The organism is Pseudomonas sp. S9 (genome assembly GCF_000222125.1).
In the GTDB taxonomy this organism is placed as follows: Bacteria; Pseudomonadota; Gammaproteobacteria; order Pseudomonadales; family Pseudomonadaceae; genus Aquipseudomonas; species Aquipseudomonas segetis.
Genome location: NZ_AFFX01000003.1, coordinates 442,154 through 466,147, shown reverse-complemented (window position 1 = coordinate 466,147; position 23,994 = coordinate 442,154). Strand labels below are relative to the sequence as shown.

Annotated in this window: 18 protein-coding genes, 1 tRNA gene and 1 pseudogene; 17 read left to right on the top strand and 3 right to left on the bottom strand. The window is 56.1% G+C overall.

Features of this window, described 5'->3' with window-relative positions; all coding sequences use genetic code 11:
• Window positions 1-85 precede the first annotated feature (85 nt).
• The 9 genes from rsmA (at window position 86) to PSES9_RS0108760 (ending at window position 9,747) form a co-directional block, all read left to right on the top strand.
• Window positions 86-907, top strand: a complete 822-nt coding sequence (gene rsmA, locus PSES9_RS0108800; RefSeq protein WP_010486119.1) for a 16S rRNA (adenine(1518)-N(6)/adenine(1519)-N(6))-dimethyltransferase RsmA — start codon at window positions 86-88, stop codon at window positions 905-907.
• Between the two features lie 102 nt (window positions 908-1,009).
• Window positions 1,010-1,390 (top strand): Co2+/Mg2+ efflux protein ApaG, encoded by a 381-nt coding sequence (gene apaG, locus PSES9_RS0108795; protein ID WP_010486118.1) that lies wholly within the window; start codon window positions 1,010-1,012, stop codon window positions 1,388-1,390.
• Window positions 1,390-2,214 carry a symmetrical bis(5'-nucleosyl)-tetraphosphatase gene (locus PSES9_RS0108790; RefSeq protein ID WP_010486116.1) on the top strand — a complete coding sequence of 275 codons (825 nt, stop codon included), beginning with the start codon at window positions 1,390-1,392 and terminating at the stop codon, window positions 2,212-2,214. The genes apaG and PSES9_RS0108790 overlap by 1 nt, the downstream gene beginning before the upstream one ends.
• Window positions 2,211-2,540 carry a thiosulfate sulfurtransferase GlpE gene (gene glpE, locus PSES9_RS0108785; RefSeq protein ID WP_010486114.1) on the top strand — a complete coding sequence of 110 codons (330 nt, stop codon included), beginning with the start codon at window positions 2,211-2,213 and terminating at the stop codon, window positions 2,538-2,540. Before PSES9_RS0108790 ends, glpE begins: the two co-directional genes overlap by 4 nt.
• Window positions 2,541-2,953: 413 nt before the next feature.
• Window positions 2,954-4,876, top strand: a complete 1,923-nt coding sequence (locus PSES9_RS0108780) for a PrkA family serine protein kinase (RefSeq protein WP_010486113.1) — start codon at window positions 2,954-2,956, stop codon at window positions 4,874-4,876.
• A 96-nt stretch (window positions 4,877-4,972) separates the two neighbouring features.
• Window positions 4,973-6,244: a YeaH/YhbH family protein gene (locus PSES9_RS0108775; RefSeq protein ID WP_010486108.1), complete on the top strand. Its 1,272-nt coding sequence runs from the start codon at window positions 4,973-4,975 to the stop codon at window positions 6,242-6,244.
• Window positions 6,241-7,821, top strand: a complete 1,581-nt coding sequence (locus PSES9_RS0108770; protein WP_010486107.1) for a SpoVR family protein — start codon at window positions 6,241-6,243, stop codon at window positions 7,819-7,821. The genes PSES9_RS0108775 and PSES9_RS0108770 overlap by 4 nt, the downstream gene beginning before the upstream one ends.
• Before the next feature lie 60 nt (window positions 7,822-7,881).
• The gene (locus tag PSES9_RS0108765) at window positions 7,882-8,400 is read left to right on the top strand and encodes a DUF4136 domain-containing protein (RefSeq protein WP_010486105.1); all 519 of its coding nucleotides are present in this window, start codon (window positions 7,882-7,884) and stop codon (window positions 8,398-8,400) included.
• A 108-nt stretch (window positions 8,401-8,508) separates the two neighbouring features.
• On the top strand, window positions 8,509-9,747 hold the full coding sequence (locus PSES9_RS0108760; RefSeq protein ID WP_010486104.1) for a multifunctional CCA addition/repair protein: 1,239 nt from the start codon (window positions 8,509-8,511) through the stop codon (window positions 9,745-9,747).
• Between the two features lie 15 nt (window positions 9,748-9,762).
• Here PSES9_RS0108760 and folK read toward each other — a convergent pair whose 3' ends face one another.
• Entirely contained in the window at window positions 9,763-10,296 is a 534-nt protein-coding gene (folK, locus tag PSES9_RS0108755; protein WP_010486103.1) for a 2-amino-4-hydroxy-6-hydroxymethyldihydropteridine diphosphokinase, read from the bottom strand.
• Entirely contained in the window at window positions 10,287-10,643 is a 357-nt protein-coding gene (gene folB / locus PSES9_RS0108750) for a dihydroneopterin aldolase (protein ID WP_010486102.1), read from the bottom strand. The genes folK and folB overlap by 10 nt, the downstream gene beginning before the upstream one ends.
• Before the next feature lie 379 nt (window positions 10,644-11,022).
• Here folB and plsY point away from each other — a divergent pair, with 379 nt between their 5' ends.
• Window positions 11,023-11,592 carry a glycerol-3-phosphate 1-O-acyltransferase PlsY gene (gene plsY / locus PSES9_RS0108745; RefSeq protein ID WP_010486101.1) on the top strand — a complete coding sequence of 190 codons (570 nt, stop codon included), beginning with the start codon at window positions 11,023-11,025 and terminating at the stop codon, window positions 11,590-11,592.
• A 1-nt stretch (window position 11,593) separates the two neighbouring features.
• Here plsY and tsaD read toward each other — a convergent pair whose 3' ends face one another.
• On the bottom strand, window positions 11,594-12,694 hold the full coding sequence (gene tsaD / locus PSES9_RS0108740; protein ID WP_010486089.1) for a tRNA (adenosine(37)-N6)-threonylcarbamoyltransferase complex transferase subunit TsaD: 1,101 nt from the start codon (window positions 12,692-12,694) through the stop codon (window positions 11,594-11,596).
• A 209-nt stretch (window positions 12,695-12,903) separates the two neighbouring features.
• On the opposite strand from tsaD, the gene rpsU reads away from it, so the two are divergent.
• The 7 genes and pseudogenes from rpsU to PSES9_RS0108705 all read left to right on the top strand — a co-directional run bounded on the left by rpsU (window position 12,904) and on the right by PSES9_RS0108705 (window position 23,993).
• On the top strand, window positions 12,904-13,119 hold the full coding sequence (gene rpsU / locus PSES9_RS0108735) for a 30S ribosomal protein S21 (RefSeq protein ID WP_003296736.1): 216 nt from the start codon (window positions 12,904-12,906) through the stop codon (window positions 13,117-13,119).
• A 322-nt stretch (window positions 13,120-13,441) separates the two neighbouring features.
• Entirely contained in the window at window positions 13,442-15,415 is a 1,974-nt protein-coding gene (gene dnaG, locus PSES9_RS0108730; protein WP_010486069.1) for a DNA primase, read from the top strand.
• Between the two features lie 67 nt (window positions 15,416-15,482).
• Window positions 15,483-17,327, top strand: a complete 1,845-nt coding sequence (rpoD, locus tag PSES9_RS0108725) for an RNA polymerase sigma factor RpoD (protein ID WP_010486068.1) — start codon at window positions 15,483-15,485, stop codon at window positions 17,325-17,327.
• A gap of 111 nt (window positions 17,328-17,438) precedes the next feature.
• Window positions 17,439-21,172 (top strand): annotated as a pseudogene (locus PSES9_RS23250) (EAL domain-containing protein).
• 15 nt (window positions 21,173-21,187) lie between these two features.
• Window positions 21,188-21,264, top strand: a tRNA-Ile gene (locus PSES9_RS0108715).
• A 704-nt stretch (window positions 21,265-21,968) separates the two neighbouring features.
• Complete coding sequence (locus PSES9_RS0108710) at window positions 21,969-23,108, top strand: Fic family protein (protein WP_010486066.1); 1,140 nt, start codon at window positions 21,969-21,971, stop codon at window positions 23,106-23,108.
• A gap of 114 nt (window positions 23,109-23,222) precedes the next feature.
• Window positions 23,223-23,993, top strand: a complete 771-nt coding sequence (locus tag PSES9_RS0108705) for a nuclease-related domain-containing protein (protein ID WP_010486065.1) — start codon at window positions 23,223-23,225, stop codon at window positions 23,991-23,993.
• Window position 23,994: the final 1 nt, after the last annotated feature.

Below are 23,994 nucleotides of genomic sequence, written 5' to 3'. Positions count from 1 at the left end.
TTAAACTAGGCAATCAATATTCTTTTATATTCGCTTTAAGCTCGGCTTGACGCTTGGAGCTGCTTTTAAAGCCTGAGAGCTACTAATGTCCGAGAGCTACCAACACCGCGCGCGCAAACGCTTTGGCCAGAACTTCCTGCATGACGCCGGCGTCATCCACCGCATCCTTCGCGCAATCCATGCCAAAGAAGCAGAACACCTGCTAGAGATCGGCCCGGGACAAGGTGCCCTGACTGAAGGCCTGCTCAACAGCGGTGCGCAGTTGGATGTAATTGAGCTCGATAAAGACCTCATTCCGATCCTGCAAGCCAAGTTCGGCAGCCAGCCGCGCTTTCGCCTGAATCAGGGCGACGCCCTGAAGTTTGACTTCCAGCGTCTTGAAGCACAGCCGCGCAGTCTGCGCGTCGTCGGCAACCTGCCATATAACATCTCGACCCCGCTGATATTCCACCTGCTGGACAATGCCTCGCTGATCCGCGACATGCACTTCATGCTGCAAAAGGAAGTGGTTGAACGCCTGGCCGCTGGTCCTGGCGGTGGTGACTGGGGCCGTCTATCAATCATGGTGCAGTACCATTGCCGGGTAGAACACTTGTTCAATGTTGGACCGGGTGCGTTCAACCCGCCCCCTAAATTTGACTCGGCCATTGTCCGCCTGGTGCCGCACGAAGTGTTGCCTCATCCAGCCAAAGATCACAAGCTACTGGAGCGAGTGGTCCGCGAAGCCTTCAATCAGCGCCGTAAAACCCTGCGCAACACGCTCAAGGCCTTATTGCCGGCCAGCGAGATAGAAGCTGCGGGTGTCGATGGCAGTCTGCGTCCCGAACAGCTCGACCTTGCCGCGTTCGTGCGCCTGGCCGACAAGCTTGCCGAGCAGATTGCACCTGGCGAGCCGAACCCGGAATAACCCCTGGGGCCTTTTGCCCGCTACAAACGGGCAGCAACCCCAGCCATACGTTTTAATCAATAGATAGCCGCCACAGCACCACCTAAACCAGCAGGTTTGAGCATGTCAGATTCGCCATATCAAATAGACGTCAGCGTTGCGACTCAATACCTGCCGGAGCAGTCACAGGTCGAGCAACACCGCTTCGCATTTGCCTATACCGTGACCATCACCAACAACGGCCAGCTTGCTGCCAAGTTGCTCTCGCGCCACTGGTTGATCACCGATGGCGAAGGCCGCGTGCAGGAGGTTCGTGGCGCCGGCGTGGTCGGTGAGCAACCATTGATAGCACCAGGCCACAGCCACACTTACACCAGCGGCACTGTCATGACTACACGAGTTGGCACCATGCAAGGCAGCTACCAGATGATTGCCGAAGACGGTACGTCCTTCGATGCCCAAATCGCGCCCTTTCGTCTAGCCGTCCCAGGTTCACTGCACTAATGACCACTTACGCTGTTGGCGACCTGCAAGGCTGCCTTGAACCCCTTAAATGCTTGCTCGAACAAGTCGCCTTCGACCCCGCCAAGGATAAACTCTGGCTCGCGGGCGACCTGGTCAACCGCGGCCCTGAATCGCTGGCGACATTGCGCTTCCTCTACGCCATGCGCGACTGCGTGACCTGCGTGCTGGGCAATCATGACCTTCACCTGCTTGCCGTTTCGCACAACGTCGAACGCCTGAAGAAGTCCGACACGCTACAAGAGATCCTCGACGCACCAGACCGGGCAGACCTGCTCGACTGGCTGCGCCAGCAAAAACTCATGCACTATGACCCCAAGCGCAACCTGGCCATGGTGCACGCAGGCATTGCTCCACAATGGAGCATCGACAAGGCGCTCAAGCGCGCCGCTGAAGTCGAAGCGGTGCTGCGTGACGACAGCCGCCTCAAGACGTTTCTCGATGGCATGTACGGCAACGAGCCCAGTGTGTGGAGTAACGAGCTAAGCGGTATCCCGCGCCTGCGGGTGATCACCAATTACTTCACCCGCATGCGCTTCTGCGCGGCAGACGGGACCCTCGACCTGAAGAGCAAGGAAGGCCTGGACACCGCGCCTGCCGGCTATCAACCCTGGTTCAGCCACGACCAGCGTAAAAGCCGGGGCACCAAGATTATCTTCGGCCATTGGGCGGCGCTTGAAGGCAAGTGCCCAGAGCCCGATCTATATGCCCTGGATACCGGCTGTGTCTGGGGCGGCGCCCTGACATTGATGAATATTGACAATGCTAAACTGCATCGCTGTGAATGCAGTAAGGAAAGCCAATGAGTGAATTCAAGCGAATCTCCCCTGAGCAGGCCCAGGCGCTGCGCCAGCAAGGTGCCGTGGTGGTCGACATCAGGGACCCGGACAGCTTTGCTGCAGGCCACATCAGCGGCTCACAACACCTTGATAATCATTCACTGGTCGATTTCATTGCCCAGGCGGACCTTGATCATCCCCTGATTGTCTCCTGCTACCACGGCAACTCCAGCCAGGGCGCCGCAGCCTATTTGATCGGCCAGGGTTTTACCGATGTCTACAGCCTGGATGGTGGCTTTGAGCTATGGCACGCACGCTTCCCTGGCGAAACCAGCAAGTCTGATCAGGAATAATTTTTTACATCACGCCAAGCCGCACCAGCCAAGGCTTGGCGCCCTCTTCTGGCATTTCCATCATAAGGATATGGCCACTTGACGCTTGACCTCTCTGATTACCAACTATCATTTATCTTAGGCCATCTAAATACCAAGTAGAGCCTGCCAACCGGCATCCGGGCCATCGGTATGATAGGAACCTAATGAAAGCCAGCAAGCGAGGGCGGTGCAAAGCATCAAGATGCTAAAACGCGGTTTGCCAAGGCAAGCCGGCCCACTGAGCAGATTGGTCACAATGCACTGCCTGGCGCAGCAATTTTCAGAGGTTCAGTAGGTGCTCTGGGGGGATATCCACGGCTGGTACTCAGCCAACCACCAACGCCTGCACGACCGATCCCGAGCCGTCTCTGGACATTGAGCGAGGTGAAGTCATGAGCATTTTCAGTCACTTCCAACAACGTTTCGAATCGACACGCCAGGAAGAGCTGTCTCTGCAGGAGTATCTCGAGCTATGTAAGCAGGATCGTAGCGCTTACGCCTCGGCCGCAGAGCGCTTATTGCTGGCAATTGGCGAACCGGAACTACTCGACACATCAAGCAACTCGCGATTATCAAGAATATTCTCGAACAAGGTCATACGGCGCTACCCGGCGTTTGCGGACTTCCACGGCATGGAAGAATGCATTGACCAGATCGTTTCCTATTTTCGCCACGCGGCCCAAGGCCTCGAAGAAAAGAAACAAATTCTCTACCTCCTGGGCCCAGTGGGCGGCGGCAAGTCTTCTCTGGCCGAAAAACTCAAGCACTTGATGGAAAAAGTCCCTTTCTATGCAATCAAGGACTCGCCGGTCTTCGAGTCTCCGCTTGGCCTGTTTAGCGATGCCGAAGACGGCGCAATCCTCGAAGAGGAGTACGGCATTCCCCGACGCTACCTCAACAGCATCATGTCGCCTTGGGCTACCAAGCGTCTTGCCGAATTTGGCGGCGACATCAGCCAGTTCCGCGTGGTTAAGCTCTACCCTTCGATTCTCAAGCAAATTGCCGTCGCCAAAACCGAACCTGGCGATGAAAACAACCAAGATATCTCCGCCCTGGTCGGCAAGGTCGATATCCGCAAGCTGGAAGAGTATCCACAGAACGACGCCGACGCCTACAGCTACTCGGGCGCCCTGTGCCGGGCCAACCAGGGCATGATGGAATTCGTCGAGATGTTCAAGGCACCGATCAAGGTGCTCCACCCATTGCTCACGGCCACCCAGGAAGGCAACTACAACAGCACCGAGGGCCTTGGGGCAATTCCCTACAACGGCATACTGCTGGCGCACTCCAACGAATCTGAATGGCACAGCTTCCGTAACAACAAGAACAACGAGGCGTTCATCGACCGGATCTATATCGTTAAAGTGCCGTATTGCTTGCGCGTCAGCGATGAAATCAAGATCTACGACAAATTACTGGTCAACAGCTCCCTGGCCAACGCGCACTGCGCGCCTGACACCCTGAAGATGCTTGCCCAATTCTCGGTCTTGTCGCGGCTCAAAGAGCCTGAGAACTCGAATATCTACTCGAAAATGCGCGTCTATGACGGTGAAAACCTCAAGGACACCGACCCCAAGGCCAAGTCGATCCAGGAATATCGCGACAGCGCTGGCGTCGATGAAGGCATGAATGGCCTTTCAACCCGCTTCGCCTTCAAGATACTGTCAAAAGTCTTCAACTTCGACGCCAATGAAGTCGCCGCCAACCCGGTGCATCTGCTCTACGTGCTCGAACAACAGATTGAGCAGGAGCAATTCCCGGCTGAAGTGCGCGAGCGTTATCTACGCTTTATCAAGGAATACCTGGCCCCGCGCTATATCGAGTTTATTGGCAAGGAGATCCAGACCGCTTACCTCGAATCCTACAGCGAATATGGCCAGAACATTTTCGACCGCTACGTGCTGTACGCCGACTTCTGGATTCAGGACCAGGAATACCGCGACCCGGAAACCGGTGAAATCCTCAACCGTGTAGCACTCAACGAAGAACTGGAAAAAATCGAGAAGCCAGCCGGCATCAGCAATCCAAAGGATTTCCGCAACGAAATCGTCAACTTCGTATTGCGTGCCCGAGCCAACAATAACGGCAAGAACCCAACCTGGCTCAGTTACGAGAAGCTGCGCGTGGTGATCGAGAAGAAAATGTTCTCCAACACCGAGGACCTGCTGCCAGTCATCAGTTTCAACGCCAAGGCCAGTAAAGAGGATCAACAAAAACACAACGACTTCGTGACCCGCATGGTTGAACGCGGTTACACCGATAAACAAGTTCGCCTGCTGTCCGAGTGGTATCTACGGGTACGTAAATCACAGTAACCGAGCCCCACGCGGGTTGCTGCGGGCACTCAAGCGCCCGCTGGCCATAGAGGTGCCTGAGCCCAGTCTCGTTCAGGCATGCTCTAAGGAGAAGTCATGAGCTATGTGATCGACCGACGCCTAAACGGCAAGAACAAGAGCACGGTAAACCGTCAGCGCTTTTTGCGCCGCTACCGCGAGCACATCAAAAAAGCGGTTGAGGAGGCCGTCAGCCACCGTTCAATTACCGATATGGAGCATGGCGAGCAAATCAGTATCCCGGGGCGGGATATCCACGAGCCCGTGCTGCACCATGGACACGTGGGCAGACAAACCAATGTGCACCCGGGCAATAAAGAGTTCTCGGCTGGTGATCTCATTCCTCGTCCTCAAGGAGGCGGCGGTGGCCAGGCCAGCGGCAAGGCGAGCAACTCTGGCGAAGGCATGGATGAGTTCGTCTTCCAGATCACCCAGGAGGAGTTTCTCGACTTCATGTTCGAAGATCTCGAACTGCCCAACCTGGTCAAGCGTCATTTAACCGGCACAGACACTTACAAAACCGTGCGGGCCGGTATCAGCAGCGAGGGAAATCCATCGCGCATCAATATCGTACGCACCCTGCGCTCGGCCCATGCCCGGCGCATAGCGCTGTCCGGTAGCAGTCGGGCGAAACTTAAACTCGCACAGGCTGAACTTGAACGCTTAAAACGCGAAGAGCCCGATAATTTCGGCGATATCCAGGCACTTGAAGAGGAAATCAGCAAGCTACATGCACGCATCAACCGTGTGCCTTTCCTCGACACCTTCGACCTTAAATACAATCTGCTGGTAAAACACCCCAACCCAAGCTCCAAGGCGGTCATGTTCTGCCTGATGGACGTCTCCGGCTCAATGACCCAGGCCACCAAGGACATCGCCAAGCGCTTCTTCATCTTGCTCTACCTGTTTCTCAAGCGTAACTACGACAAGATCGAAGTCGTGTTTATTCGTCACCACACCAGCGCGCGGGAAGTGGATGAAGAAGAATTCTTCTATTCACGGGAAACGGGCGGCACCATTGTTTCCAGCGCACTGAAACTGATGCAAGAGGTCATGGCCGAGCGCTACCCGGTCAACGAGTGGAACATCTATGCCGCCCAGGCTTCCGATGGCGACAACTGGAACGACGACTCGCCGGTGTGCAGGGACATTTTGATCAACCAGATCATGCCCTTTGTACAATACTTCACCTATGTCGAGATCACTCCGCGCGAGCATCAGGCGCTGTGGTACGAATATCAGCAGGTTTGTGATGCGTTTGCTGACACCTTTGCTCAGCAGCAGTTGGTGACTGCCGGTGACATCTACCCGGTATTCCGCGAACTTTTCCAGCGCAGGCTTACAGCATGACAGCTCATGACCAGGCCACATCCGAAAGAAAGCGCCAGCCAATCTCAACCGGCTCAGAGTGGACCTTCGAGCTGATTCGTACCTATGACCGTGAAATCAGCAGGCTTGCCGAGCGCTATGCACTCGACACCTACCCCAACCAGATTGAAGTCATTACCGCCGAGCAAATGATGGACGCCTATGCGTCAGTCGGCATGCCACTGGGTTACCACCACTGGTCTTATGGCAAACAGTTCCTGTCCACCGAAAAAAACTACAGCCGCGGGCAAATGGGGCTTGCCTACGAAATTGTCATCAATTCCGACCCATGCATCGCCTACCTCATGGAAGAAAACACCATGTGCATGCAGGCGCTGGTGATCGCCCATGCATGCTATGGCCATAACAGCTTTTTCAAGGGCAACTACCTGTTCCGCACCTGGACCGATGCCAGTTCGATCATCGACTACCTGGTGTTCGCCAAGCAGTACATCATGCAGTGCGAGGAGCGCCACGGCATTGATGCAGTTGAAGACCTGATGGACTCCTGCCACGCCCTGATGAACTACGGCGTTGACCGCTACAAACGCCCCTACCCCATCTCTGCCGAGGAAGAGCGCCGCCGCCAGAAAGAGCGCGAGGAGCACCTGCAAAAACAGATCAACGACCTCTGGCGCACCATTCCCAAGGGAGCGAGCAAAGACAGCGACAAGGATGACAATCGCTTTCCCTCCGAGCCACAGGAAAACATCCTGTACTTCCTGGAAAAACATGCGCCACTGCTTGAGCCTTGGCAGCGCGAAGTGATTCGCATCGTCCGTAAAATCGCCCAGTATTTTTACCCACAGCGCCAAACCCAGGTCATGAACGAAGGCTGGGCGACCTTCTGGCATTACACGCTGATGAACGACCTCTATGACGAAGGCCTGGTCACAGAGGGCTTCATGCTCGAGTTCCTACAGTCCCACACCAGCGTGATCTACCAACCCGCCTTTGACAGCCCCTACTACAGCGGCATCAACCCTTACACCCTGGGATTCGCCATGTATTGCGACATTCGGCGAATCTGTGAACACCCAACAGAGGAAGATCAACGCTGGTTTCCGGAAATTGCTGGCAGTGACTGGCTGAGCACCCTTAAGTTCGCCATGCACAGCTTCAAGGATGAAAGCTTTATCCTGCAGTACCTATCCCCCAAGGTGATTCGCGATCTAAAGCTATTCAGCGTACTTGACGATGACCAGAAAGATGAATTGCTGGTCCCGGCCATCCATGACGAACATGGCTACCGGATGATTCGCGAAATACTGGCTGCGCAGTACAACCTGGGTAATCGCGAGCCCAACGTACAGATCTGGAGTATCGACCGGCGCGGCGACCGCTCCCTGACCTTGCGCCATCAGCAACACGACCGCAAACCGCTGGGCAGTTCCACTGAAGAAGTGCTCAAGCACCTGCATCGCCTATGGGGCTTCGACATCCATCTCGAGGTCATGCAGGGCGACAAACTCATTAACAGCCAGCATGTGCCTCCAAAGAATGACACTGCGCGAGAGGGTGACTACCCGCGACTCGACCTGATAATCCCACCCATTTGACCGGTTGCGCTTTACCTACTTGCTACAGAGCATCAGGCTGTACTTGTTGAGGTGTCCCTGATGCGTTTATTACTGTTTGTCCTGACCTGCGCAGCCTTGGCTAGCTGCGCAACTCCCCATATCCCCCAGACGCAGGTATCTCATGCGAGCCCGCAAGCGCTTGCGCGTCTACAGCGCTTCAAACTGATCGCACCCGCTTCCATACTCAAGGCTCCAACGGCATTTCCAGGCGCTTATCCGCAGTTGGCTTCACGACTTAGCGAGCAACTCCAGCAGCGTGGCTACCGACAGGCTGAACCCGCCCAAATCAACGTGTATTACTGGCTCGCCGTGCAAGAGCGCCCTGTCGAATTCAAAGTCGACCAGGCGCCTCCCAGCCAGCTTGGCGCCTACCTGGCCATCCACCGACTGCAGGATGAGACCGGAACTCTGCGTTTACGCCTGACCGACCAGGCCAACAATCTGTTGTGGGAAGGCACCAGCAAAACCGGCCTGAGCCCTGCCAGCTACAGTGCTGAATTGCTCAAGCAAGCGACGCAGGCCCTTACTGCACAAATACCCGCCAGCGCCGCACCTTAGCCAATGCCGTGCAAGCCCAGGCAGGCGCTTCGGCAAAGCAAGCATTGCTCAAGCCAAACTCCCCAGCAGCGCTTACAACCGCTATCCTCTGCAACAACGGAGGCAGGCATGCAAATTTACAAAGTTGGCGGTGCGGTACGTGACCGCTTGTTGGGCCGAGAAGTGACAGAAAGTGACTGGGTTGTGGTGGGCGCCACGGCTGAACAGATGGTCGAACTTGGTTATCGCCCGGTTGGAGCTGATTTTCCGGTTTTTCTGCACCCGAAAACCAAAGATGAATACGCACTGGCACGAACTGAGCGCAAAAGTGGCCTGGGTTATGGCGGCTTTACTTTCTTCGCCAGCCCCGACGTCACGCTTGAGCAAGACCTGATCCGTCGTGACCTGACCATCAATGCCATGGCAGAGGACGAGAACGGCAAGCTCTATGACCCATATGGCGGCCAGCGCGACCTTGAAGCAAGGCTGTTGCGCCACGTATCCCCCGCTTTTAGCGAAGACCCGCTGCGCGTACTAAGGGTCGCCAGGTTTGCCGCGCGCTACGCGCCACTGGGCTTTAGCGTTGCAGTTGAAACAATGCAGCTGATGCGTCAATTGAGCGAGTCAGGCGAACTCAGCGCCCTGACGCCGGAGCGAAGCTGGAAAGAAATCTCCCGCGCCCTGATGGAGCCAAGACCCGATGTTTTCATCGAGGTGCTACGTAACTGTGGTGCACTCAAGGCGTTGTTTCCCGAAATCGACGCGCTGTTTGGCGTACCTCAACCTCCCGCCCATCACCCGGAAATAGACACTGGCCGCCATGTCCTGAGCGTACTGCGCCAGTGTGCAGTGCATGACCAGCCACTCAACGTTCGCTGGGCCAGCCTGCTGCACGACGTGGGCAAGGGCTTGACTGCACCAGACCAGTGGCCAAGGCATATCGCCCATGAACAACGTGGCATCAAGCTGATCAAGGCAATCAATACCCGCTGCAAGGCACCCAAGGACTGCCAGGAACTGGCGCTGCTGGTTGGCGAATATCACACCCATGGCCATCGCGCCCTTGAACTCAAGCCCTCAACTCTACTGGAGCTGTTACAGCGCTTTGACGTATACCGCAGGCCCCAGCGCTTCGCGGAGTTCATTGCCGCCTGCGAGATGGACGCTCGCGGCCGTGATGGTTTTAAACAGCGCGACTATCCCCAGGCCGACTACCTGCGCCGCGTGATGCAAGCAGCTTGCGCGGTTAGCGTGCAGCCACTATTGGCCCAGGGGTTCAAGGGGCCGCAGTTGGGTGAGGCATTGCAACGCGAACGACTCCAAGCCATCAGCCAATTCAAAAAAACCTATCAAGCGCATTCTGATTGACCAACCCGGGCGGGCCTAGCCGGAGCGCGCCTCAAGTAGCTCAAGGGGCGTCAATTGCTGCTGCCTCCAGCTGAACGCTGTTGGTTGCAGCACCTGCTCAATCTGCGCACTCAACCAAAGCTCTGCGAAGCTGCGTTGCTCACCTGGATGCAACGCATCAGGCGCCAGCAGCGACAGCGGCCAAAGCACAAAGGCATTCTTCAGGATCTCAGCTCGGGGCAATATCAAACCATCAAAATTGCCGACCAGATCACCATAGAGCAACACATCAATATCCAGCGGCAAACCGACGCGATCAGGTGCGTATCGGCCGTTATCCGCCTCGATAAACTTCAGCTTTCGGTCAAATTCGTGCAATGGCATATCGGTCATACCGACAACCACCAGATTGAAGAAAGGACCACTTTTAATACCCACCGGCGCGCTCTCGAACACCGCTGAACAGCGCATATCTCCAAGCAGCCCCGCCAGCGCATCAAGCCCCGCGCAAAGGTGCGCTTCTCGGTCGATATTACTGCCAAGGCCAAGGTAAACCGGAGTTAGCGACATCCGCGCTCAATCTCCACGCCTACACCGCCCTGCGCGGCCGGAACTGCACCGGGCTTGGTCACCTTCAGACGCAGCCAGGGAATCTGGAATTCACTCATAAGCATCTCGGCCAAACGCTCTGCAAAGGTTTCAACCAGGATAAAGGTCGCCTCACTGGCAAAGGCTTGCACCCGTTCAGACAACTTGGCGTAGTCAAGTGCCTTGTCCAGATCATCGCCCGCTGCCGCTGGCTTATTGTCCCAGCCCAATTGCAAGTCCAGGCGCAAGCACTGGCGAATCGTACGCTCCCAGTCATAGGCGCCAATCACAGTGTCGACTTCCAGACCTTCGATAAAGACCCTGTCCAAACCCTTCTCCAATTCTCGAGTTGCCCAGCAATCGGCATTGCCCGAATCAAAACACAAGCCCGGCACTATAAAGATTCCCGGGCAGATATAAATGCTCAATTGCGACCCGGATAATCATCATCCGCCAACTGCGCGACACTGGCCAGCGTGCCACTGCCCGCTCACCCAATAAACGCGGGCCTTTCGCGCCTTCCTCGTGCCCCTGAGGGGAATACTGAAAAAGGTAGCAAACACCGGGAATAACAACCCGGGCAAAAAAAAGCCATAGCTGTAAAAGAGCAACCGCGACCTGGGTTACTGGCTTAGTCGTTTTCAGTGATTTCCTAGGGCTTGCTCAGCCCTGCTAGAATCAAGGCACACCTTGGGGCGGATCAACTCCATGTTTGCGTTGCTGGTAATTCTTGCCTACTTGCTCGGCTCAGTATCCTTTGCCATCTTGCTCAGCCAACTTGCCGGCAGACCAGACCCGCGCGCCTATGGTTCGGGCAACCCTGGCGCAACCAACATGGTACGCACTGCAGGCAAGCGCCTGGCAATTTTCACCCTGCTCGGCGATTTGCTCAAAGGCCTGGCGCCAATCTTTATCGCCAAAATGCTTGGCCTCAACCTTCAGCAACAGGCCTGGGTTGGACTGGCGGCCGTCGTGGGCCATATGTACCCGCTGTACTTCCGCTTTCACGGAGGCAAAGGGGTTGCAACCGCTGCCGGGGTATTCCTGGGGTTGTATCTTCCCGCTGCACTTCTGGCGACAGCGCTATGGCTGCTCACATTCGCAACAACCCCTACCAGCTCTCTCCCCGCCCTTATCCCAACACCATTGACGCTACCACTACTGGCCTGGCTACAACCAAGCCTGCTGCTGCCCGTAAGCGTACTGACCGCACTTATCGTGTGGCGGCATCGCGGAAATCTACGCGATCTGTTTGCCGGACGTGAGCGACAATTCTGAATCAAGGGCATGAGCCTTTTTCATCCAGCGATTGTCCATCCCGCAGCGCGGCGGCTTCCGTGGCCTCAAGCGCCTTCCACAGCGGCGCAAGCTCTTGCATTGGCCAGCGTGCACGCACGGCGATACTCAGGTCTTCATGCTGCCCAGCCAGCAAGCGCTGGCAACCCGCGTAGGCGATCATCGCGCCATTATCGGTACAGAACTCTGGACGGGCATAGAACACCTGCCCTTTGAACTCGCCAAGCATGCTCTCGAGTGACTGGCGCAAAGCAGTATTGGCGCTCACCCCGCCGGCAATCACCAGGCTGTTCAAACCAGTCAGTTTCAATGCACGGCGGCACTTGATGGTCAGGGTATCAACCACCGCCTGCTGAAATGCCAGGGCGATATCGCAGCGTGTCTGCTCGCTGTCATCCCCTTCAGCCAGACACTGCTGCCAGGTATTAAGGGTGAAGGTCTTCAAACCACTGAAACTCATATCCAGGCCCGGGCGATCAGTCATTGGCCGCGGAAACACAAACCGTCCGGCAGTACCTTGTTTGGCCAGGCGCGCAATCTCCGGGCCGCCGGGATAACGCAAGCCCATCAACTTGGCGGTTTTATCAAATGCCTCGCCGGCTGCGTCATCCAGCGATTCGCCAAGCAATTGATATTGGCCAATGCCATCAACCCTAACCAGTTGGGTATGGCCACCCGACACCAACAAAGCGACGAACGGAAAGCGTGGTGGATTTTGCTCAAGCATAGGCGCAAGCAAGTGCCCTTCCATGTGATGCACACCCAGCGCAGGAACCTCCCAGGCGAACGCCAGGGACTGGGCGCAAGAAGCGCCGACCAACAGCGCCCCGACCAGGCCAGGGCCGGCGGTATAGGCAATTGCGTCGATATCCGCAGGACTGCACTGGCCCTGCTCCAACACCTGCCGGATCAACGGCAGCATGCGTTTCACGTGATCGCGCGAGGCCAGTTCCGGCACAACGCCGCCGTAGACACGGTGCAGATCGATCTGGCTGAACAGCGCGTCAGCCAACAGCCCGCGCTCACTGTCGTAGAGCGCGACCCCGGTTTCATCACAAGAGGTTTCTAAACCCAATACCAGCATTGGCTAAAGCCTTGATTTAAAGAGAGACTTGAACAGGAAGTCAGGCATAATAATGGCCGCACGGGTATGCCGACCAGCGCTTTTCGATCAGAGGCTTTGCATTCTTCGCGATGAGGCGTTAACATCCGCAACCCTTAAAAACCTACGTACTCCGACGCCATCTGTCAGGAGCACGTTAACCACCGAATTAAAGTGAAGGTACGCCCTGGATGCCAGCCGTCAAAGTTAAAGAGAACGAACCCTTCGACGTAGCTCTGCGTCGCTTCAAGCGCTCCTGCGAAAAAGCCGGTGTACTGGCTGAAGTTCGCAGCCGCGAATTCTACGAGAAGCCAACTTCCGAGCGTAAGCGCAAGGCAGCTGCTGCTGTTAAGCGTCACGCGAAGAAAGTACAGCGCGAACAGCGCCGTAGCGTGCGCCTGTACTAATACGTACAGACCGCATAGCTGCAGTCAGCATTGCCCGGCTCAGGCCGGGCTTTGCCGTTTCTGCAAGATAATACCCAGAACTGGGTGCACCACTCCGCTTCGCCCCCGGCGAATGACCGGAGTTTTTTGCTGTGCGCTGACTCAATTTCTCGTGAATACCAGCAACGCACCAAGCAACGCCCAGAGCCACATTGGCTCACGGCCACGCACCCCGGCGACGGCGCAGCAATTTACGATGTAATGTTTAGCGCCCCGCAATAGACTATATATGTACGGTCCCCATGTCCGCCTGCGCAACATCAGGCCATCACACTGAGCGCCTATGGCCGGTTTGATTCCACAGTCTTTTATTGATGACATGCTCAACCGCACCGACATCGTCGAAGTGGTGAGTTCGCGCATCCAGTTAAAAAAGGCCGGCAAAAATTACACCGCCTGCTGCCCGTTCCATAAAGAGAAGACCCCTTCCTTTAGCGTAAGCCCGGACAAGCAATTCTATTACTGCTTCGGCTGTGGCGCTGGCGGCAACGCACTCGGCTTTGTAATGGATCACGACCAGCTTGATTTCCCGCAAGCCGTCGAGGATCTGGCCAAACGCGCCGGCATGGAAGTACCCCGCGAAGAAGGCGGACGCAACCACAAGCCACGCCAGCCAACAGACTCACCGCTGTATCCGCTCTTGACCGCAGCCGCAGAGTTCTACCGCCAGGCACTAAAAAGCCATCCACAGCGCAAAGCCGCCGTCGACTACCTCAAGGGACGCGGCCTGACAGGTGAAATCGCCCGCGACTTTGGCCTGGGCTTTGCCCCACCCGGCTGGGACAACCTGCACAAATACCTGGCCAGCGACAATCTCCAGCAAAAAGCCATGATTGACGCCGGTCTACTGGTGGAAAACGCTGAGAGCGGCAAGCGCTACGACCGCTTTCGCGACCGGGTGATTTTCCCGATTCGCGACAGCCGTGGTCGAGTGATTGCATTTGGCGGGCGGGTATTGGGCGACGACAAGCCCAAATACCTGAACTCTCCAGAAACCCCGGTTTTCCACAAAGGCCAAGAGCTTTACGGGCTATACGAAGCACGCAAAAGCAACCGTGACCTCGATGAAATAATGGTCGTCGAAGGCTACATGGACGTCATTGCACTCGCCCAACAAGGCCTGCGCAATGCAGTCGCGACACTTGGCACCGCGACCAGCGAAGAGCACCTCAAGCGCCTGTTTCGCATAGTGCCAAGCGTATTATTTTGTTTTGACGGCGACCAAGCCGGACGCAATGCGGCATGGCGGGCCCTGGAGGCCACCCTGCCCAACCTGCAGGACGGCAGGCGCGCACGTTTTTTATTTTTACCGGACGGCGAAGACCCGGACACCCTGGTTCGCAGCGAAGGCACAGAGGCCTTTCGCGCACGAATCAACCAGCAAGCCCAACCATTGGCCGATTACTTTTTCGAGCACCTGAGCGAAGAAGCTGATCCACGCTCACTGGAAGGCAAGGCACACCTGGTCACCCTCGCCGCCCCAATGATCGAGAAAGTTCCAGGCAACAACCTGCGCATCCTGATGCGCCAGCGCCTGAGTGAAATTACCGGTCTTAGCGGTGAAACAGTCAATCAAATGGCGCCTGTCCACAGCCATCAAGAGACCGGCGCGACAAATGATTTCGCGGATATTCCGGATAGCGCGTATTTCGATGGGCAACCGGATTACAACGACTACCAACATGCTGAACCAGAGCTAAGCTTTGAGTTCAGCAACCAGGAAAAGAGCAAAGGCAACTGGAAGAAACAGGACGGCAAGTGGAGCAAGAAAGGTCGTGACGATTTCCAACCCCGAAAACCCCGCACGGTTATCAGTGTTGAGTCACCCAACATCAGCGCACTGCGCACACTGCTCCACCATCCTGAACTTGCGCAACAGGTCGAAAATGTCAGCCATTTCGCTGCAGAAGACGACACTTACGCACAACTTCTCGTCGCCTTGGTTGGCGCGCTACAGAAAAACCCGAGCCTACGCTCACTGCAACTGATTGCGCGCTGGCACGGCACCGAACAAGGACGTTTATTACAGGCACTCGCAGAAAAGGAATGGTTAATTGATCACGACAACCTTGAACAACAGTTTATCGACACCATAACTAGACTTGCACACAACCAGTCGCAAAGACGGCGTGAACAGGCCTTGCGCAGTGTCATGCAAAAGCGTCCCAGCGAACTGACCGATGAGGAAAAAGCACTGCTCAGAGAACATTACAGCAGCCCTTCCTCAAAGAGCGAGAAGAGCTCAACTGGCGCTTGAGCCCAATTCCGAGGTATAATCCTCGGCTTGTTTTTAGCCCGCCAAGACCTTCAATGGATAGGGTGTTATGTCCGTAAAAGCTCAACAGCAATCTCGTTTGAAAGAATTGATCAGCCGCGGTCGTGAGCAGGGTTACCTGACTTACGCGGAGGTCAATGACCACTTGCCGGAGGATATTTCCGATCCGGAACAGGTGGAAGACATCATCCGCATGATCAACGACATGGGGATCAACGTATTCGAGAGTGCTCCCGATGCGGACGCTCTGTTGTTGGCTGAAGCCGACACCGACGAAGCTGCCGCTGAAGAAGCCGCAGCCGCACTCGCAGCCGTTGAAACCGATATCGGCCGCACCACTGATCCGGTGCGGATGTACATGCGTGAAATGGGCACCGTGGAACTGCTTACCCGCGAAGGCGAGATCGAAATCGCTAAACGCATAGAGGAAGGCATCCGCGAAGTTATGGGCGCTATTGCCCATTTCCCAGGAACAGTCGACAGCATTCTTGCCGAATACAACCGCGTCACCACCGAAGGTGGTCGTCTGGTTGAAGTCCTCAGTGGTTATATTGACCCGGACGACGGCACCTTGCCTGCCGAAACGGCTGCACCGACGCCTGCAAAGGAAGATAGCGCAGACGACAAAGACGATGACGACGACAGCGATGACGGCGACGACGAGGAAGAAGAAGGCGACGGCGGTCCGGATCCGGAAGAAGCCCTGCGCCGCTTCACCGCAGTAGCTGAACAGCTCGAAATTGCCAACAAGGCACTGAAAAAGCATGGTCGCGGCAGCAAACAGGCCAATGTCGAGCTCAAGGCTCTGGCTGAACTGTTTATGCCCATCAAGCTGGTGCCCAAGCAGTATGAAGCACTGGTTGTGCGTCTGCGTGACGCGCTTGCGCGCCTTCGCGGCCAAGAACGCGCCATCATGCAGATCTGTGTTCGCGATGCGCGCATGCCGCGTGCCGATTTCCTGCGCCAGTTCCCTGGCAATGAAATCGACGAAAGCTGGGCTGAAAACCTGGCTAAAGGCAAGGCCAAGTATGCCGAAGCCATTGGCAACCGCGTTGCCGATATTCAGCGTTGCCAGCAAAAGCTGGTGGCTTTGCAGGCAGAGTGCGACCTGACGCTGGCTGAAATCAAAGACATCAATCGGCGCATGTCGATCGGTGAAGCCAAGGCTCGTCGCGCCAAGAAGGAAATGGTTGAGGCTAACCTGCGCCTGGTTATCTCCATCGCCAAGAAGTACACCAACCGTGGCCTGCAATTCCTCGACTTGATCCAGGAAGGCAACATCGGCTTGATGAAGGCTGTGGACAAGTTCGAATACCGTCGCGGCTACAAGTTCTCGACCTATGCAACCTGGTGGATTCGCCAGGCGATCACTCGTTCCATTGCTGACCAGGCGCGGGCCATCCGTATTCCTGTGCACATGATCGAGACGATCAACAAGCTCAACCGCATCTCCCGCCAAATGCTGCAGGAAATGGGACGCGAGCCGACGCCGGAAGAACTGGGCGAACGCATGGAAATGCCTGAGGAAAAAATCCGCAAGGTATTGAAGATCGCTAAAGAGCCGATCTCCATGGAAACCCCGATCGGCGACGACGAAGATTCGCATTTGGGCGACTTCATTGAAGACTCCACCATGCAATCGCCAATTGATGTGGCGACCGTGGAAAGCCTCAAGGAAGCTACCCGTGAAGTACTCTCCGGCCTAACTGCACGTGAAGCCAAGGTACTGCGCATGCGCTTCGGCATCGACATGAATACCGACCACACCCTTGAAGAGGTAGGTAAACAGTTCGATGTAACGCGTGAACGTATTCGTCAGATCGAGGCCAAGGCGCTGCGCAAGTTGCGCCACCCGACACGAAGCGAGCACCTACGCTCCTTCCTCGACGAGTAAGACTAAAAACCCCGGTAAATTTACCGGGGTTTTTATTTTCTGGTTCCCAGTAAAGTAAGACCCAGACTACACTCAGGCTTATCTACCTACTCGATACGGACTACGCAAGTGATGCGGCAATTGCCAGCCATTATCCTGTTTGGTCTGACGCTCTGGGCATCAGCCGCAGCGGCACTGACATTAACCCCCACTGAAGAAAAATGGCTGCAGCAGCACCCCATACTGCGCCTCAGCATAGACACTTCCTGGCCGCCCTCGAGTTCCGTGATGAGCAAGGCAAGTATCAGGGCCTCGCCGCAAGCTATATCAGCCACATCGAACAAAGCCTCAAGGTAAAAGTCAGGCCCGTCGAACCCCGAGACTGGAGCGCGGTGCTCACGCTCGCCAAGGCCGGCGATATCGACTTGCTCCCAGGCATCATGTCGACACCCGAGCGGCGAAAGTACCTTGCCTTTACCCGCCCCTACCTGGATTTCCCCATTGTCATCCTGGCACGCAATGACGGACCACAGCCAAGCGACCTCAAAGCGCTTTACGGCTTGAAAGTTGCCGTCGTCAAGGACTACGCGCCACACGAACTGCTGCGCGCCAACAACCCGGACCTGAACTTGCTGCCCTTACCTTCTGTGGACGCCGCCCTACAAGCCCTCAGCACCGGTCGCGCGGATGCCCTGGTCGGCGATCTTGCCTCAAGCGTCTGGCGCCTGCGCCAGCTGAAGCTCGAAGGTGTTTCAATCACCGGTGAAACGCCTTACCGCTACCAGTTGGCGATGGCCACCCCAGCAAGCAACCAGGTGCTGGTTGGCATACTCGACAAAGTCTTTGACGAGATGAGCGCTGAACAAGTCGATGAGTTGCAGAAACCCTGGATTGGCGGCGTAATCGATAATCGCAATCACTGGCGGGAAGTACTGATCTACGGCCTGCCCTTTATAGTGGCGCTGCTCGCCATATTGCTGAGCGTTGTAATCAACAACCGTCGTCTGAACACCGAGGCCAGCAAACGCCGCCTGATCGAGCAGGAGCTGCGCGCAAGCGAGCATCACTATCGCAGCCTGGTCGAAAACCTGTCGGCCATCACCTGGGAATCGACGGCAGACTCTCCCTGCTACGCCTACGTTTCCCCCCATGCCGAAGTTCTCCTCGGCTACCCGCTTGAGAACTGGAAGAGGCCGGGCTTTTGGCAAAGTATCTTGCATCCCGAGGACGCAGCCAGAACCGTAGCCTTCACCAGTGCAGAAACCGCCGCTGGCCGTGACCATAGCCTCGACTATCGTTTGCTGGCCAAGGATGGGCACACCGTCTGGGTACGTGACATCGTGACCCTGAGCAGGCAAGAAGACACCCTGACCTTGCGCGGCTTGATGATCGACATCAGCGAAGCCAAGCACACTGAGCAGGCACTGCTTGTCTCCAAGCAGATGTTTATTTCGGTATTCCAGCAGTGCCCGGACATCATGGTTATTGCCGATCGCAAGAGCGGCAAGCTACTTGAAGTCAACCAGGCATTTGAACAACAAACCGGTATCAGCAGCGACCAGGCGATGGGGAAAACCCCATACCAACTCAATATCTGGGGCAGCAAAGGCGCAGATATCGAGTTTAATCAAAAAATGAAAAATGGCTCGCTTCGCTATCTCGAACTGCCATTTCGGCGCAGCAACGGCGAGCTATTTACCGGCCTGATCTCAGCTGAAGCACTCAATCACTCTGACAAGAGTACGCTGGTCGTTGTTATCCGCGACATCAGCCACATACGTCGCACTCAACAAATGCTTGAGCTGTCCGAGGAAAAATTCGCCAAGGCATTCCATGCATCCCCGGACGGCATGCTGATTACCCGCGCCGAAGATGGCGTCTTGCTTGATGCCAATGAAGGATTCGCCCGCATAACCGGCTTCAGTGCAGACCAAGTATTGAATCGCTCAACCCTGGAGCTCGGACTCTGGAACGACCCCGAACAACGCGCCTATATACTGCAGCAACTCAAGAACCACGGCAGTGTGCGCGATTACACCGCGACGATCAGGACAAGCAATGGCGCCATCCGTATTTGCGAGCTTTCAGCCCAGCTTATGACCATCGGCAACCAGGCTTGCCTGCTCACCATCGCCCGCGACGTGACAGAGCGGCAAGTCATGCAGGAAAAACTCCTGCAAGCCGCCACCGTGTTTGAAAATACGGCCGAAGGCGTGATGATTACCGACACCCGCCAATACATCACAGCCATCAACCGCGCCTTTACCCAAATCACCGGGTTCAGCGAACATGAAACCCTGGGCAAGCATGCCAGCATGCTGTCGTCAGGTCGTCATGACCGCAGCTTCTACGCCGGCATGTGGCAACAACTCAACCTCAACGGCCATTGGCAGGGCGAGATCTGGAACAAGCGCAAAACAGGCGAGGTATTCCCGGAATGGCTCACCATAAGCGCGGTGCGCAACAGCCTTGATGAAATCACTCACTATGTGGGCGTATTTGCTGACATCACACCGCTGAAACAGGCGCAAGCCAAACTGGATCACCAGGCCCACCACGACTCATTAACCGGCCTGCCCAATCGCCTGCTATTCGAAACACGGCTCAGAGCCGAACTTGAAGACTGCAATGCAGGTGGACGCCAAGGCGCCGTGTTGTTCATGGACCTGGATCGGTTCAAGCACATCAACGACAGCCTCGGCCACCCCATTGGCGACCAACTGCTTAAAAGCATTGCCGAGCGCCTCAAGTCCCAACTGGGCGAACAGGACACAATTGCCCGGCTTGGTGGTGATGAATTCATCCTTCTTCTACCTGGCTTGAGCACCCATGAACAGGCATCGCAAACCGCCGAAAACCTCCTGGCCTGCTTCAACCAGGCATTTATCGTCAAACAGCATCAGTTCTTTATCAGCGCCAGCATCGGCCTGTGTCTCTACCCAAGTGACGGCCAAGATGTCGCCGCCCTCGTCAAGAACGCCGACACGGCCATGTACCAGTCCAAAGCCAAGGGCCGCAACCGCCTTGAGCTGTACACCCCTGAGCTGTCCTCTATCGCGACCGAGCGCATGAACCTTGAAATTGGTTTGCGCCACGCCTTGGAGCACGGCCAACTGCATGTGGTCTACCAACCCAAGTTCAGCCTCGGTAACAACCAATTGATTGGCGCCGAGGCCTTGGTACGCTGGGCACACCCGAAACTGGGAGAAATCCAGCCGGATCGCTTTATACCGGTGGCCGAGGAATGCGGCTTGATCCTCCCACTTGGCAGCTGGATGCTGGAACAATCCTGCAGGCAGATGGCTGAATGGCAGGCCTCTCATGCCCCGTTCGGTGCCATAGCAGTCAACCTGGCCGGGGAACAGCTACGCCAGCCGGACCTGGTTGAAATGATCGCAGCCATGCTCAAACGCTATGGTTTGGCCGCCAACCTGCTACAACTGGAGATTACCGAAAGCTTCATCATGAACCAGACAGAAGATGCCCTCGAGACACTGCATCGACTCAAGGATCTCGGTCTACAACTGGCAATCGATGACTTTGGCACCGGCTACTCATCACTGAGCTACCTCAAGCGCCTCCCCTTGGACACGCTGAAGATAGACCAGTCGTTTGTCCGCGGACTTCCGCAAAATCCCCACGACGCAGCAATTGCCCGCGCCATCATAGCCTTGGGCCACAGCCTGCAACTCAGCGTAATTGCCGAAGGCGTCGAAACCCAAGCCCAGGCGCAGTTCCTAGCCGACGCAGGCTGTGAACAGATACAGGGTTTTTTCATAAATCGCCCCCTGTCTGCCCAACTTTTTGCAGATAAATTCCTTCAACCGAAGCGATCAGTTGGCATGACACGAAAGGCGCCGGTATAATCCGCCAGCTTCTGAGGGCCTATAGCTCAGTTGGTTAGAGCAGAGGACTCATAATCCTTTGGTCCACGGTTCGAGTCCGTGTGGGCCCACCAACTCCAAAGCCGCGCACTGCGCGGCTTTTTTTTGCGCGCAAGAAAGTCCTGTGAGTCCAAAGGAAGAAATTCGGTACAGCGCCGAACTTCCGCCTCTCGCAGCTGTGATGATGATTGTTAGTAACAAGCGCTGGCGTGGGTCTAGACCGGCAGACCGTCCTAGTTATTCACTTAATCACAGGCGCTAATTTGTAGCCTTTAAGCTACAAACTAAGGCAAATAAATTCGTTTCGTAGCCCGAGAGCTACAAATCAATCCCAGCATTGAGCGAACGGTCGAAGACATCCTCAACGAGCAGCGGTCAGGGAGCGCTTGAGCATAATCCTCGACGCCCACCTCAACTCAAGGCTAGCAGCCAAGCTCTACCGGGAGCGCGATGAGCGCACTCGATTATGGTCAGCGCTATAGGATGCCTTCGTCGACATAGGCGACATCCCGTTAGCACAGACACTTTCGAGTAAGCTCTCCGCAACGAACAATCCAACTACACTGCTCACCCTCTGTATGCGGCAACACCATCGGCACCCAATGCACGGGGCAAGATGTGGAGCGGCTTTATAAACTCGAAGTTAAGTAATAACTGTAGACCTCAAGAGTGAGACAGCAGGTTGAGCTTGATTAGACAGCGAGCCGAATATCCCGCATTATCAGCTCACTAAATGAGCCGAATAGGCTCGCTAATCGGCTCACGACTGAGTAAGCCCATGAATACCCCTTTCTGGATCTGGCAGCAGCCCGACTGGCCACACTTCAACTGGCAAGCAGAGCCCCTTGCTCCGCTGTTGCGCGCCTGCACCCAGACCCAAGGACGTTTGCTTGGCATGCTCGGCGCTGTCGGTAAAGACACCGAAACGCAGAGCAGCCTGGACGCTCTGCTGCAAAATATCGTTACCTCATCAGCCATCGAAGGTGAGCACCTGAATGTTGGCGCGGTGCGCTCATCACTGGCTCGCCGCTTGGGGTTAAATGAAGAAGGCCGCACCACGGCACGCTCGGAAGGCTTGGCAGAGTTACTGCTCGATGCCACAAGCGCACACCAGCAGCCGCTAAACCTGCAACGGCTGTACGGCTGGCATTGTTGGTTATTTCCTAGGGACGATAATCTGTTGGCTCGCCCCATACGTATTGGCGCACTGCGCGGCGAAGAGCCTATGCAGGTTGTCTCCGGTCGCCTTGACCGCCCAACGGTGCACTTCGAAGCCCCGCCACGCCCCGGATTGGAAGAGCAACTAACCGATTTCCTCACCTGGTTCGAAAACAGTCGCAGCGATGCCAGTCTCGACCCATTGCTCCGCGCCGGGATCGCTCACTTCTGGTTCGTGACCTTACACCCCTTCGAAGACGGTAACGGCCGCCTGACTCGGGCCATCTCCGACTTAGCCTTGGCTCAGGGAGAACATCAGGCGATCCGCTTTTACGCTATGTCAGCCAGCATCCTTGACGACCGCGCTGGCTATTATCGAATTCTCGAAACCAGCCAAAAAGGCACGCTGGATATCACGCCCTGGCTGCTGTGGTTTCTCAGCACGCTGCTCAAAAGCTTGGAACAAGCCCTTGCCTGCATCGACCGCGTTTTGGCCAAGGCACGCTTCTGGCAGACACACCGCAGCCAAGCCCTGTCTGCCGAGCAAATAAAAGTACTCAACCGTTTGCTTGATGGTGGTGAACGCGGCTTTGAGGATGGTATCAGCGCCGCGCAATACCAAGCCGTGGCTAAGGTTTCAAAAGCTACCGCGACTCGACACCTGACGGACCTGCTTGCGAAGGGCTGCTTGATACGCCTGCCCAGCGGTGGCCGCAGTACCCGCTATAAAGTGAGGTTTGACGCGGGTGGTAACACTTAGCTTAAGGGTTCAGAGCGCTTAAGCGCGCCCACTCGAAAGACAAACAATACTATAGTGCCATTACGCCAGGTTCCGGTAAGATCAAGATAACCATGGTGTACAGAAGGTCAGGAAATGGACTTCACCCCCATCATCGCGCAAGTCTGGGGCACGCTGAGCTGGCTGATTCCGCTCGCGTTTATCGCAGCACTGCTCAAGTCGCCTTGGTTCAAGGGCTACATCGGTGAGCAACTGGTGCGACTATTCGCTCACCTGCAACTGGACAAGCAAACCTACCGCCGCCTGCACAATGTCACCCTCAACACCCCCGACGGCACCACGCAGATCGACCACGTATTCCTCTCGCCCTACGGCATCTTCGTGCTGGAAACCAAGAACATGAGCGGCTGGATCTTCGGCAGCGAGAAGCAGGCGCAGTGGACGCAGAAGCTTTACAAACGCACCTTCAAATTCCAGAACCCGCTGCGCCAGAACTACAAACACCTCAAAGCCCTGGAAGCCACCCTTGGCGTTAACCCCGAGCATTTGCATTCGGTGATCACCTTTGTCGGCGGCAGCACCTTCAAAACCGAGGTGCCGGCCAACGTGACCCAGGGCATTGGCTTTATCCGCTACATCAAATCATTCCAGCAGGCGGTATTTAGCGAGGCTGAAGTCGACGCCATGCTGCAAGCCCTGCAAACCGGCCGCCGCGCGCCGACCCTCGCTACCCACCGCGAGCATGTGCAAAACCTCAAGCGCCGCAGTGATCCGACAGCCGAACGACTATGCCCGAAATGCGGCAGTGCGCTGCTGATTCGCACCCGAAAAACAGGAGCGAAGGCAGGGGAGCAGTTTTGGGGATGCTCGGGGTTTCCGAAGTGCCGGACGATTCAGAGTCTTTAGA

Coding starts and splice junctions, on each gene's coding strand:
- rsmA (WP_010486119.1), top strand. CDS start 86: ATGTCCGAGAGCTACCAACACCGCGCGCGCAAACGCTTTGGCCAGAAC.
- apaG (WP_010486118.1), top strand. CDS start 1,010: ATGTCAGATTCGCCATATCAAATAGACGTCAGCGTTGCGACTCAATAC.
- PSES9_RS0108790 (WP_010486116.1), top strand. CDS start 1,390: ATGACCACTTACGCTGTTGGCGACCTGCAAGGCTGCCTTGAACCCCTT.
- glpE (WP_010486114.1), top strand. CDS start 2,211: ATGAGTGAATTCAAGCGAATCTCCCCTGAGCAGGCCCAGGCGCTGCGC.
- PSES9_RS0108780 (WP_010486113.1), top strand. CDS start 2,954: ATGAGCATTTTCAGTCACTTCCAACAACGTTTCGAATCGACACGCCAG.
- PSES9_RS0108775 (WP_010486108.1), top strand. CDS start 4,973: ATGAGCTATGTGATCGACCGACGCCTAAACGGCAAGAACAAGAGCACG.
- PSES9_RS0108770 (WP_010486107.1), top strand. CDS start 6,241: ATGACAGCTCATGACCAGGCCACATCCGAAAGAAAGCGCCAGCCAATC.
- PSES9_RS0108765 (WP_010486105.1), top strand. CDS start 7,882: ATGCGTTTATTACTGTTTGTCCTGACCTGCGCAGCCTTGGCTAGCTGC.
- PSES9_RS0108760 (WP_010486104.1), top strand. CDS start 8,509: ATGCAAATTTACAAAGTTGGCGGTGCGGTACGTGACCGCTTGTTGGGC.
- folK (WP_010486103.1), bottom strand. CDS start 10,296: ATGTCGCTAACTCCGGTTTACCTTGGCCTTGGCAGTAATATCGACCGA.
- plsY (WP_010486101.1), top strand. CDS start 11,023: ATGTTTGCGTTGCTGGTAATTCTTGCCTACTTGCTCGGCTCAGTATCC.
- tsaD (WP_010486089.1), bottom strand. CDS start 12,694: ATGCTGGTATTGGGTTTAGAAACCTCTTGTGATGAAACCGGGGTCGCG.
- rpsU (WP_003296736.1), top strand. CDS start 12,904: ATGCCAGCCGTCAAAGTTAAAGAGAACGAACCCTTCGACGTAGCTCTG.
- dnaG (WP_010486069.1), top strand. CDS start 13,442: ATGGCCGGTTTGATTCCACAGTCTTTTATTGATGACATGCTCAACCGC.
- rpoD (WP_010486068.1), top strand. CDS start 15,483: ATGTCCGTAAAAGCTCAACAGCAATCTCGTTTGAAAGAATTGATCAGC.
- PSES9_RS0108710 (WP_010486066.1), top strand. CDS start 21,969: ATGAATACCCCTTTCTGGATCTGGCAGCAGCCCGACTGGCCACACTTC.
- PSES9_RS0108705 (WP_010486065.1), top strand. CDS start 23,223: ATGGACTTCACCCCCATCATCGCGCAAGTCTGGGGCACGCTGAGCTGG.